Source organism: Lacihabitans soyangensis, from assembly GCF_024343775.1.
Lineage (GTDB): Bacteria > Bacteroidota > Bacteroidia > Cytophagales > Spirosomataceae > Leadbetterella > Leadbetterella soyangensis.
Window position 1 is genome coordinate 39,096 of record NZ_RJUF01000186.1, and the last position, 13,170, is coordinate 52,265.

Consider the following 13,170-nt stretch of genomic DNA (forward strand, 5'->3'; position numbering starts at 1 on the left):
TACGAATTGACAGTGGAAATGTATTTGCCTAGAAATTTTTGAGTTCGCTGAAAATGACTGCAAAACGCATTTTTAATTAGTAAGTATCAATTTTTAATGGTTATATTAGTTGCACATAGAAAATCTCTAAGTCAACTTTTTTAGTTCAAACAGCCAAAGATAGGTTGCTCTATAAGTATCGAAAGGATAAGGGTTATTAGGATTTATGTAATGTTTACCAGAGTATAAATATTTTCATTTGTTCATCTGAGCCCCAATTAGAACCGAGGATCTTGAAGTTAAATGTTTAGAATAGTTTATCATCTCAAATGGAAAGATTATTGAAAAAATAAACACTTGGAATAAATTAATTCTAGATGCAACATATTTAACTAGGTAAAATTACGCAATAAAAATTTAAGATTATATTATATTAATGAAAGCATATTTTAATTCATTTTCTATATTATCCGAGAGCGAGCTAATATTATTGGATAATCATGTTATTGAAAAAAACATTAAAAAGGGAGACTTTTTGATAAAAGAAGGTAAAATATGTAATGAAATAGTATTTATTGAGAGTGGAATTTTGCGTTCATTTTATATTAACAATACCGGTGACGAAATCACATATTGTTTTAGTTTTGAAAATCAGCTAATGTCTGCTTTTTCTAGTTTTATCACTAATAACCCAACTGAGGAAAATATACAAGCAATAGTTGACACGAAACTTTTCGTTTTAAAAAAAAAGGATATCGAAGTACTTTATGAAAATAGTTTAGCATGGCAAAAAATTGGCCTCATATTAACTGAATTGCAATTTGTACAACTTGAAGAGCGATTTGTTTCCTTTCTCAAATTATCTGCAAAACAGCGGTACGAAAATTTATTGAAAAATTATTCACGTTTAATTAATCAAATCCCATTGAAATATTTAGCAACTTATTTGGGAATTACTCCTCGTCATTTGAGCAGAATACGTAAGTATGATTTATAGACAAATGTCTTCTTTACGTAGATTTAAACACAATACTTTTGCATTATAATTAAACGAAAGATGAAAAAACTTCCATTTATTTTATTTATCTTATTTGTGAATCCAATTTTTTCGCAGACTTCTAATCCAATCATAGGTACTTGGTTAACCCAAGACAAGAAGGCACACGTTGAAATAAATTATATCAATGGAAAATATCACGGAAAAATTGCGTGGTTGAAATTTCCATTCAATCCAAAAAACAATAAATATTTGATGGATGAAAATAATCCAGATCCCTCAAAAAAAGGAATGCCTTTGTTAAACTCTTTAATTCTATGGGATTTTATAAAGGAGGGAGATGAATACGTCAAGGGTAAAGTGTATGATAGCAGGGATGGAAAGACATATTCTGGAAAGTTATGGCTTAACAATGATTTTACTCTTAAAATGAGAGGTTATTGGGGTTTATTTTACAAAACCGAAACCTGGACAAAAGTTAAGTGAATTATTTAGAATCCTTTTAAGAATGGAAATTCTGAAAATAATTAAAACTTTGAATCGGAGCCCAAAAGTATATTTTATCTACGAATTGGTGGTAAAGTAAGCTTTTAAGGTGTAAGAAGGAATTATTTAAGGGCACAATTTAAATAATTGTTTATCATCGTAGAAAACATCAAATCAAATAGCTCTAAAATTTTGTAATCCATTTTTTTATTCTTTAGAGACGAAAACACATTATATAAGTCTCTCGCATTTTAATTTATAACAACCTTTTGACTTTTAATTAATATGGTTCAAACAATATTAGGAGCAGGTGGATCGATTGGTAATGAGTTGGGAAAAGTATTATTGGACTACACCTCAGACATAAGGTTAGTAAATAGAAATCCCAAACGAGTAAACTCCACGGATATTTTATTTCCTGCTGACTTAACCAATAAAGATGATTTATTCAGATCGGTAAAAGGTTCTGGAATTACATATGTAACAATTGGTTTTCCGTACAAAACAAAAGTTTGGAAAGAAAATTGGGTTCCATTTATCAAAAATGTTATTGCAGCTTGTTTGGAGTACAAGTCCAAACTTGTATTTTTTGATAATGTTTATGCTATTGGACGGGATAATATAAAGCATATGACTGAAAATTCTCCAATAAGTCCAACTAGTTTGAAAGGAGAAGTACGAGCAGAGGTTGACAGGCTTATTTTGAAGAGTATTGAAAAAGATAATTTACAAGCTATTGTTGCAAGAGCACCAGATTTTTTTGGAGGGAGTATTAAAGCTAATAGTATTTTAATGAATTTAGTATATAATAATCTTGTAAAAGGTAAAAAACCACAATGGTTTTGCAATTCTAAAGTTATTCACACGATGGGTTATGTTCCTGACCTGGCTAAAGGAACCGCAATTTTAGGCAACTCCCCTGAGGCATATAATCAAATATGGAACTTACCCACTGATAGTGAGAAAATAACAGGAGAAGAATGGATAAATCTATTTGCAACGGCAATGAATACAAATAAGCATTATTATACTTTACCGAATTGGTTATTAAAAACGGTAGGACATTTTGATTCAGTCATGAAAGAATTGGCGGAGATGAATTACCAATTTGATCGAGATTATTTCTTCGATAGTAGTAAGTTTAACAGCTATTTTAATTTCACTCCAATAAAAAATGCAGATGCTGTAAAACAAGCAATTGAACAAATGAGTAAACCAAATTAGAGGTAGATTCTATTTTAAAAAAGATTATACTATGAATATATTTATAACAGGTGCTTCCGGATTTATTGGTAGTAATATTGTCAAGCGACTTTCAGCACACAATACCTTTTACGCAATGTGCAGGACCGAATTTGCGGCAGAAAAGGTGAGGCTTATTGGTGCCATTCCTGTATACTGTGAACTTGGACATGTTGAAGCTAAACACTTGAATAATTGTGATATGATAATACATGCAGCGGCATTTACTAAAGAATGGGGAACTAGAGAAGAATTTTGGCAAACGACAGTGGATGGTACGAAACAACTCATTGAGATAGCAAAGAAAAGTAAAATTAAACGTTTTCTACATATTAGTACTGAAGCCGTGTTGTTTGTAGGTAATGATTTAAATTATATTGACGAATCCTATCCTTTGCCTAAAAAAAGTAAGTTTTTATATTCTGAATCGAAATTGGAGTCTGAAAAATTGGTTTTAAATTCAAATTTAGATGGGGTTTTTGAAGTAATGGTAATTAGGCCTAGATTGGTATGGGGCCCAGGAGACCAAACCATTTTACCCATCTTGGTTAATATGGTTAAACTTAATAAATTTACTTGGATAAATGATGGTTCTAATAAAACTAGTACAACGCATATATATAATTTAATAGAGGGAATTAAATGTGCTTTAGAAAACTGGCGGTCCAATCAAATTTATTTTATCACGGACAAGGAGATAAGTACCTACAAAGATTTTTTGAGTAGGTATATTGCAACGAAAAAAGCATTCCCTTCAGACAAAAATATTTCTAAATTTGTTGTGCGGACTTTGGCAAACGTAGTAGAGTTTTTTTGGCAAATATTTAAAATTAAAAATACACCACCCATCACGAGATTGGCTGCGTATATGTTATCCAGCAATTTTACAATAAATCATCAAAAAGCAATCATTGATTTGGGGTATAAACCAGTTATAACATTGGATGAGGCATTTCGTGAGCTAAATCATGATTAAAACGAACACTTGCAAATAATAAATATATAAAGCTTGAATTTCATAGTACAATGCTAATTTTAAGCAATTAAGATTCCTCTTTAAGTTCTCGTGCTTTATCGGATTTATCCAGAAAGTTTTAGATTCAATTACAAATTGTTGTTGTGTTCATAACTAGATGCTTTAGTCAGAAGGATAAATATAGTTTTAAAAAATCAAATAATGTAGTTATATATTCTTAAAGGAATTTGAAAAGAGGAACCGTATTTTAAGTGGCTTTTTCAGGGGTCAACTCTCATTTGGCCTTTTTTTTCAGTAGGTGACTTTAAAAAAAAGTGTCCCTTTTTAAAGATATAGATCTATCTCAGGCAAATTTAAATTGAATTCTGTCCATATCTTACTCGAAACTTTCTGCTCAATCTGAGGTTTAATATTCGCATATCAAACTAAAAGGAATAGTAAAATATCCAAATTACATTAATCGAGTATATTATAAATATTATTGTGAGGTATTTGTTGTAATCTACCATTCAATAAGAATTTGATTATGCTTTTTTCAAAACAGAAATCAGAATTTAAAGATTTTTTTTATACAAAAGTTCGAGTACCAGAAAAGTTTTCTCTAAATTCTTTTGGAGTGCAATTGTTTCGTGCCTTAAAAATGCGATTAAAATAGGATAAATTATTAAATCCAGTTTGAAACGAAATCTCTGCTATGGTGTGAGTTGTATCAATCAAAAGGCGAGAAGCATGACCAATTCTAATTTGATTTAAACTATCTATAAATGTCTTTCCAGTACGTTTTTTAATAAATCTACTAAACGATACTTCTGCCATATCAACTAATTTTGCAATTTCCTCTAAGCTGATATTTTTATCAAAATTGGCTCGCATATATTCAAAGGCTTTTTCAAGCCTACGGCTGTTATATGAAAGAGCGTCGCCAGAAAATGTTATATTTGATAGCGTTCGCATATTTCGGGAAATAGACAAATCATGCAAAATCGACATCAATTCTAAAACCGAATCAAACCCGCTCTTTTGGTGTAAATTCAAGAATCGTGGTTTAAGTGCTGTTGCTGTTTCGAATGAAAAGAGAATTCCTTTTGCGGAACGTTCTAATAATGTCTTTATAAAGTTCAGTTGATTTCTACGTAAAAATTTATCATCAAATAAATCTCGGTGAAACTGAATTGTAACTTCGGTTATTTTCTCACTTTGGCATTGATGTGAAAACCAAGCGTGTGGCAGATTACTGCCTACTAAAACTAATTCTAATTCATTTATTAAGTCAGAATGGTCACCCACAATTCTTTTAGCATTTTTGGCATTCATGATGAAGTTTATCTCAAATTCCTCGTGCGTATGTAACGGAAAATTAAATTCTGATTTCACTCTTGAAAAATAAGTGAAACAGTCACCTTGGGTAAGAGGAGTAATTTCCCTAATTATTGTTGCCATTAATTTTAGTTTATTTTAAGGATAAAATAGTACTATGTTTGTATATAATACTACTACAATATATTCACTTCTAGTAAAACAATATATGTTAAAAATTATGCAAATATATTGATATAATTATATTACATAAAAATAACATTATATTTAAATCGATAAATTAGATTATTAAGTGTTATGATTGGATAAAATATTACTATATCTAAGTATTACTATGTGTATACTTTTGTATCAGTAATTATTCAAAAACAATCAATATATGAACATTAAAAGGACTCTTTACTTTTGTTTACTAATATTTTACAGCACACTTAATACCATAGCCCAGAGACAAAAGATTGTTACTGGGAAAGTGACAGACAAAGCAGGTGAAGGTTTACCAGGTGTAACGATTAGAATTAAAGATACACAATTTGGCACAAGTACAAATGCACAGGGCGAGTATTCTCTAAATATTACCGATTTGACAAAAACGCTTGTAGCGACATCGATTGGTTATATAACTACTGAGGTTGCAGTTGGTAATCGTTCAACAATTGATATTATCCTTAAAAGTAACAACCAAGAATTGTTAGAATTGGTAGTTGTTGGTTATGGGACAGCTAAAAAAAGCGACCTAACTGGCTCGGTTTCTTCAATGAAGTCTGAACAAATCAACCAAATTGCTACACCAAATGTTGGACAAGCACTTCAAGGCCGAATGGCAGGCGTAGATGTATCGGCCGAATCAGGGGAGCCAGGTTCAGGTGCCCGAATCCGAATTCGTGGAGTTGGTACAATAAATAATTCAGACCCATTATATGTTGTTGATGGTTTTCAAACAGGCGATATTTCATTTTTGGCACCCGGTGATATTGAGTCAATTGAAGTGTTAAAGGATGCTTCTGCAACTGCCATATACGGTTCTCGTGGAGCAAACGGAGTGGTATTAATCTCCACAAAAAGAGGGAAAAAAACCGATAAGCCGAAGTTTTCATTTGAAGCATATTCAGGATTTCAGCAATCAGCAAAAATAATTAGTATGCTTAACGCTACCGATTATGCCACACTTCGTTTGGAGGCTTTTGAGAATGACAAAATTGTACTTCCAACTGACAATAACATATTCAATCGTCTTAATTACATTAAAAGTGGTAATTATAATGGTACGAATTGGCAAAATGAAGTGATGAATTCAGGGGCAAAAATCAGTAATTATAGCGTAAATGTTTTAGGAGGAAATGAAATAAACCGTTATAGTATAACTGGGACAATTTTTGATCAAGAAGGTTTGATTAAAAATTCAGGTATGAAAAAGTATTTTTTACGTTTCAATAATGATGTTCAACTTAGGCAATGGTTAAATTCAGGCCTTTCGGTTGCATTTTCAAGATTTGATAAAACCTTTTATAACAGCGATTTATATTCTGGTGTACTAACAACCGCATTAGCCGCAGATCCAATTACGGCATCATGGGATAGGAATACTAATAACTGGGGAAGGGCCGATATGTCTTCAACGAATAATCCAGCACGTTCTGTAAATGAATTGATAAATAATAAAGGATACGGTAGCTTAATAAACGGAAATGTTTTTATTGAGGCTAAATTCCTGAAAAATTTTACTTTTCGTTCACAAATGGGTATTAATTATAATAATTCTCACAATAAGAGTTATTCACCCAAGTTTTTTGTTTCAACTGATGAAGCACGTGATAATAGTTCATTATGGCAAAAACGGGGAGAATTTTCTCAGTGGGTTCTATCGAACTATGTAACATTCAATAAAGATCTTAAGCAACATTCATTCGGCATAATGGCTGGTACAGAATCGCAACAAAGCCAATACTCGGATATGGAAGTGACGGCTTATGATGTACCGAATGATGCTACTCAATTTTATCTATCAGCGGCCAAAAATGCTCGTGATTATACGGTTAAAAGTAATCAATCTGATGAATCAATTCTGTCATATTTTGGAAGACTAAATTACAACTTTGCAGGTAAATATTTATTAACGGGTACGCTCCGACGTGATGGTTCTTCTCGCTTTTTAGGAGCAAACCGATGGGGTACCTTTCCCTCATTTGCAGCGGCTTGGAATTTAACAGAAGAGTCTTTTTTAAAAGATGTTTCGGCAATTGACCACCTAAAAATACGGGTTGGCTGGGGACAAGTTGGGAATCAGAATAGTGCAGATAATTATGGTTATGTAACTACTATGGTTGGCAATAATTTGTATACTTTCAATGGTCAAACCGTTTCAGGCTTTGCACCTGAGGTAGCAAGCAATAAAGAATTGAAATGGGAAACCACAACAAGTTCGAATTTTGGTATTGATTTTTCTTTATTAAAGAATAAACTTTCATTTACTGCTGATTATTTCATTAAAACCACTAACGATATGATTGTAGCGGTTCCAATTCCAACTTATTCGGGTATCGGTGCAGCTAAAGTTAATGCTGGTAGTGTTGAAAACAAAGGTATTGAATTGGCTTTGAGCTATAGCAATAAAGAGGGTGAGTTAAAATATGAGGTTACAGGTAATCTCACTAAAATTAACAATACTGTAACTTCGTTGGGGGGTGGAACTGCAATTGAATCAGGGAATATTTCAAAAGTTGGAAACACAACGATTACAGAAGTTAGTCGTGAAATAGCGGTATTTTATGGTTATAAAACTAATGGAATTTTTCAAAGTACAGAAGAATTGAAGCAACACATAAACAGTAAGGGAGAAGCCCTTCAGGACGCTGCCCAAGTTGGTGATGTTAGATTTGTCGACCTTAATCAGGATGGTATTATTGATTCTAAAGACCGTACTTACTTAGGATCTGGCACTCCTGATTTTTCTTATGGTTTTACTACCAACTTTAACTACAAGAACTTCGATTTACGATTTTTTTTCCAAGGTGTAAAAGGGGCTGAAATTGTAAATGGTTTAACTTTTACAAACCAAAAAGGAAATTTGGGAGCAAATTTGATTACTGAACGTTTGAACAGATGGACTGCCACAAACCCTTCCACTAACGAACCTCGTGTAACAGAGGCAGATCCTAATAATAATTACCGTTTTAGCGACAGGTATGTTCAGGATGGATCCTATTTGCGTTTTAAAAACATTACATTAGGATATAGTTTACCTGCTTCCATTTTGGCCAAAATCAAGATTCATACCCTAAGACTTTACGCTTCTGGCGATAACATTCTAACAATAACTAAATATAAAGGATACGATCCAGAAGTTGGCTCCTACTATAATAATTCACTTGCTTATGGAGTAGATGTGGCGAACTATCCTACTGCTAGAACTTTGCGATTAGGCTTAAATGCTGGTTTTTAAATAAGTGGTAAATCAACTCATCTAAATTTTGATAGGATTAAATAAAAAAATAATGAAAAAAAAATATTTAAATATTTGCTTGTTATTGGCCCTTGGAATAAGTGGGCAAAGTTGTTCGGATTTTTTGTTGAAAGAACCATTAGGGAAAGAGACGGAGGCAAATTACTTCAATGATCCTGCTAATGCAGTTTTGGCTGTAAATGGAATTTATGATGTACTTGGTTGGGAAGAAGGTCCGGGTTTTAATAATAGTGGTGTAACATCAAATCTTGAGTGGATGTATGGTGATGTAATGTCTGACGATGCCGAAAAAGGTAGTACAATCAACGATTTTCAGGCACTTCAAGAGTTAAAAGATTGGACGGCAACTTCAGTAAATGATATTGCAAAAGGCTTATGGTCGAATGCTTTTGCGGGAATTTATCGTTCAAATAATGTTTTAAAAAATATTGAAACTGCCAATATTTCATCAAGCTTAAAGACAAGATTGACAGGAGAAGCCACCTTTTTACGTGCTTATTTTTATTTTTATTTAGCCCGTGTATATGGTGGAGTTCCATTATTTACAGAGCCTGTAAAAGCCTCGGAATATACTATTACTAAACGTGCTACTTTAGGTGAAACATTGAAGTTTATTGAATCTGATTTAAAAAATGCGGTCATATTATTGCCCGAAAGAGGAGATTATTCAATTGTTGATTTAGGCCGGGCCACCAAAGGAGCTGCTAATGCTTACCTTGCTCGTGTAGCGATGTATGCTATTGGCACAGACAATTCTGTAACTAAAAATACCTGGCAGGAGGTTTATGACTTGACAAGGATCATAATGGCATCAGGGCAGTATTCACTTACACCAAACTATGCTGAGATTCATGAAGCAGAGGGCGAAAATAATCTAGAATCCATTTTTGAGATACAAGAAGTAGAATCTTCGAATTCTTGGGGGGCTATCAAAACAGGAACAACCAGCAATATTTTTCAAAACAATCGTAGTACTTGGGGGTGGGGCTTTAACAACCCGTCCGTTTCGCTCGTTTCTGAGTTTGAGACTGGAGACCCACGTAGGGCTTGTACCGTTTACTCAAAAGATAATGTTTTGTTGGGGACAAAGGTTGAAGACATTCTATATCCTTCTGGCAATATGACCAATTATTTGAACAGAAAAGCTGCGATTTTAAAACCTTCGGAAGGAAAAGAGTCTGGGCAAAATATCCGCAAAATGCGATATGCTGATGTGCTTTTAATGAATGCAGAAGCAGCCGCCAATATAGGAAAAGAAGATGAGGCACGCCAAATATTAAATCAAATTCGTGCACGAGCTAAAAATTCGACGACTCCTAAAGGCTCGAAAGAAGGTTCACCAACATCTTATGAAGCAGCCAATATTCCGAATACTACATTACCAGCCATTACAACCTCAGTTACAGGTAAAGCATTAATGGAAGCCATTTGGCATGAGAGACGTGTAGAATTTGGAATGGAAGCTCTTCGACTCTGGGATTTAATCAGAACAGGGCGTTATTTGAATTCTATTTCAGCGGTTCGTAAATCAGCAGCTACAAGGCATGCTATTAATTCCAATGTTGTGAACCCCGTTCCTGTTTTACCAATTCCATTAAATGAAGTACAAAGTTGGGGTTTAGATCAGAACCCAGGCTATTAACCTAAACAGCTTATATAGACATTCAAGATTTGTAAATGAATCAAGAAAACAAAAAACATATGAAAAAAATGCATTTTAATAATTCAAAACTATTCACTTTGATTTGTACTATTTTAGGATTTTCGATGCTGATTGGATGTGAAAAACAAGATATTTTCGGCGAAAATTACGATATAGACTTTCCGGTTCCTGCGGTTTCAGCTGTATCTTCAAAAAGTGCATTGATTGGGTCTACTATAATTTTGACGGGAACAAATTTAGATAAAGTTACGAGTGTTAAGGTAGGTGCTGAAAATGCAGAAGGAAAGATTGTCGAAAAAACATCCACTTCGTTAAAGCTCCAATTGCCGCGTATTTTCTCAAAAGGGGCTTTTACGGTCAGTAATGTTTACAAGCAAGCCACCACTTCGTCTGTAACTATTGACCCAATATTTCCTGACGTTGAAATCACAAATTATCCAACGGTTATTGATCGTGGTCAGGTATTTCTTATTGGTGGCTCTAATGTCGATTTGATACAGGAAGTAATGATTGGTGAAACAAAAGTTCGATTAGATCCAACCAGTCAAACTGAAAAACAAGGTATTGTGAACACTCAGGGAGTAATTTTAAGTGGGGATCAAACAGTAATCAAAGTTTCAAAGGCCTATGGAAAGGTAATTAACGGTATTTCGGGTGCAATTGCGGTTCAGAATTATGATCCAAATGCTGTTTACGTGGCTGAGCAGCCAATTGTGATTTGGGATTTCGAGGATGGTAAAAATCCATTTGTAAATGCGGATATATTGCCAATTTCAGGAATAAATGTTTCAAAATTACCAAAATTGAGAGACCAGAACTACTTAACGGTGAAAACTGATAAAGCAGATGGTTGGAACAAAGCAATTGGTTTTTTGACTTCCACTAATCCAATCAATCTTAGCAAATTTCATGACCCACACTTAACATTTTGGATAAATACAAATGGCTCTCAGGGATATTTTCAATTAGAGTTACAGATGGGTGGTGTTAAATCAGGTGGGCATTTTACACCAGCGTCTTCCAGTTCAGAAACGGATAATTATAATTTTGAAAAAACAAACGGATGGGAGTTACGAAGTATTAGTTTAAAAAATTTTAATTGGGAAAACTGGGGCAGTGGAAAATTAAAATTTAATCCACAAGGTATCATTGAATCAATAGCATTAGGCTATAAACAAGGTAACGGTAAAGGTTTTTTTGAACTAAATATAGACCAAGTGCAGATTACGGACGGTCCTATAAAGCCTGTTTTCACGGCATTTAACTTTGAAAACAATGTTAACCCATACAGCGGTTCGGCCAAAAGCGGTATCAATTTGAGCAATATACCGTCAGTGTCGGGGGAAAGATACCTTACTGTAAAAGTCGACAACGCATTATCTTGGAACTGGACAGGTGATATTTATGCAGGTGGTCCTATTAATCTGGTGAATCTCAAAAACCCGTATATCAGTTTCTGGGTAAATACAAATGGAAAGTCTGGTTTCTTCCAAATCGAGACAACCCAAAACGAAACAAAATGGGGAGCGGGGATTGATGATGCTAATTATCTGATAAAAACCAATGGTTGGAAAAGAATGAATTTTAGTTTAAAAGCTTTGGGTTGGGGCAATTGGGGTGGCACAAGTAAGGCTTTAGATATGAAGGGGGTACTGGATTATATAAAAATTGGATTCTCGACAGGAAATGCCTCTGGAGTAAACTATGAGGTTAACATTGACGATATTGTAATCTCGGATGGTGCAATGTATTAATTAAGATTTATGTATCGGTTACGTTAGTCTAAATATACTTCAAAAGTATTAGAATAAGTGGGGGAGTATTGCAGAGATTTTTCTTCCCTTGTTCTAAACTTTTAACTAAAAAATGAATGATTAAAATTATACTACTAATCGGCATTATATTTTCATATTTAATGTCGGTTGGTCAAAGTGACTCATCCAAAAGAAAGGAAGTAAGAGAAACAGAGAAATTTTATAAAAACTTACAAAAAATATCTCGAAAAGGAACGATGTTTGGTCAGCAGGATGCTTTGGCCTACGGTTTAAATGCAGATGGCTCTCGATGGATTGGTGAAAAAAATCGCTGTGATGTAAAATCAGTTACTGGTGATTACCCAGCTGTAATAGGTTTTGATTTGGGTCATCTTGAACTTGATAGTACCAAAAACTTGGATGGTGTTCCTTTCATTGACATTCAGCAATTAATCATAGAAACAAACAAAAGGGGTGGTATAGTCACAATTTCGTGGCATTTAAATAATCCACTAAACCCTGCCAAATCAACATGGGATAAACAAGATTCGACTATTAAAAATTTGTTTTCAAATAAAGAGGCTGTAGAGTTGTATAATTCTTGGCTTGATAAATTTTCCAGCTTTTTAAAGTCTTTAAAAGATAAGAATGGAAAAATAATTCCTATCATTTTTCGACCTTTTCATGAACATACAGGTTCTTGGTTTTGGTGGGGTGCAAATCAGTGCACCACTAGCGAGTACATAGCTTTATGGCAATATACTGTCAATTATCTTAAAAATGATAAGGGCTTAAACAGTCTAATTTTTGCGTATTCAACAGACGTTTTTGAGTCCGAACAAAGTTATTTGGAGCGTTATCCTGGCGATAAATATGTAGACCTGTTAGGTTTTGATTATTACCAAAGAAATGCTCCAGCAAGTAATGAAGATTTTGTAAAAAACATGAATCAAATGATTGATTTGGTAAAACGTTTGGCCATTGAAAAAAATAAATTGTCTGCGATCACGGAAATGGGTTTAGAAAAAATTACAGAGTCAAACTGGTGGACTAATATAGTTTTTCCATTAATTAAAAACCAAGGATTGTGTTATATATTATTGTGGCGTAATGGTCGTCCAGATCATTATTACACACCATTTAAGGGTCATAAAAGTGAGCATGATTTTATAAAGTTCTATCAGCAACCCGAGATATTATTTTTGAATGATATAAAAAAGTTAAAAAGGTAAAATTACTAAATCAGATATTGAAACAGCCTAAGGTTTTGCTTAGGCATTTAAACTAAACCAT

General features: G+C 33.5%; 9 protein-coding genes. 8 read left to right on the forward strand and 1 reads right to left on the reverse strand.

The window, feature by feature from the left end:
• Positions 1–415: 415 nt before the first annotated feature.
• The 4 genes from EGI31_RS22230 to EGI31_RS22245 all read left to right on the forward strand — a co-directional run bounded on the left by EGI31_RS22230 (position 416) and on the right by EGI31_RS22245 (position 3,680).
• Positions 416–976, forward strand: coding sequence for a Crp/Fnr family transcriptional regulator (locus EGI31_RS22230; protein WP_255039392.1), 561 nt, complete (start codon positions 416–418; stop codon positions 974–976).
• 60 nt (positions 977–1,036) lie between these two features.
• Complete coding sequence (locus EGI31_RS22235) at positions 1,037–1,462, forward strand: DUF2147 domain-containing protein (protein ID WP_255039393.1); 426 nt, start codon at positions 1,037–1,039, stop codon at positions 1,460–1,462.
• Between the two features lie 285 nt (positions 1,463–1,747).
• Positions 1,748–2,686: an NAD-dependent epimerase/dehydratase family protein gene (locus tag EGI31_RS22240; protein WP_255039394.1), complete on the forward strand. Its 939-nt coding sequence runs from the start codon at positions 1,748–1,750 to the stop codon at positions 2,684–2,686.
• Between the two features lie 31 nt (positions 2,687–2,717).
• Positions 2,718–3,680 (forward strand): NAD-dependent epimerase/dehydratase family protein, encoded by a 963-nt coding sequence (locus EGI31_RS22245; RefSeq protein WP_255039395.1) that lies wholly within the window; start codon positions 2,718–2,720, stop codon positions 3,678–3,680.
• Positions 3,681–4,247: 567 nt separating this feature from the next.
• Here the strand turns inward: EGI31_RS22245 and EGI31_RS22250 are convergent.
• The gene (locus tag EGI31_RS22250; RefSeq protein ID WP_255039396.1) at positions 4,248–4,994 is read right to left on the reverse strand and encodes a helix-turn-helix domain-containing protein; all 747 of its coding nucleotides are present in this window, start codon (positions 4,992–4,994) and stop codon (positions 4,248–4,250) included.
• Positions 4,995–5,376: 382 nt separating this feature from the next.
• Between EGI31_RS22250 and EGI31_RS22255 the strand changes: the two genes are divergently transcribed.
• The 4 genes from EGI31_RS22255 (at position 5,377) to EGI31_RS22270 (ending at position 13,109) form a co-directional block, all read left to right on the forward strand.
• Positions 5,377–8,439, forward strand: coding sequence for a SusC/RagA family TonB-linked outer membrane protein (locus tag EGI31_RS22255; RefSeq protein ID WP_255039397.1), 3,063 nt, complete (start codon positions 5,377–5,379; stop codon positions 8,437–8,439).
• A 52-nt stretch (positions 8,440–8,491) separates the two neighbouring features.
• Positions 8,492–10,102, forward strand: a complete 1,611-nt coding sequence (locus EGI31_RS22260) for a RagB/SusD family nutrient uptake outer membrane protein (protein ID WP_255039398.1) — start codon at positions 8,492–8,494, stop codon at positions 10,100–10,102.
• 59 nt (positions 10,103–10,161) lie between these two features.
• Positions 10,162–11,877, forward strand: a complete 1,716-nt coding sequence (locus EGI31_RS22265; RefSeq protein WP_255039399.1) for an IPT/TIG domain-containing protein — start codon at positions 10,162–10,164, stop codon at positions 11,875–11,877.
• Positions 11,878–11,993: 116 nt separating this feature from the next.
• Positions 11,994–13,109: a glycoside hydrolase family 26 protein gene (locus tag EGI31_RS22270; RefSeq protein WP_255039400.1), complete on the forward strand. Its 1,116-nt coding sequence runs from the start codon at positions 11,994–11,996 to the stop codon at positions 13,107–13,109.
• Positions 13,110–13,170: the final 61 nt, after the last annotated feature.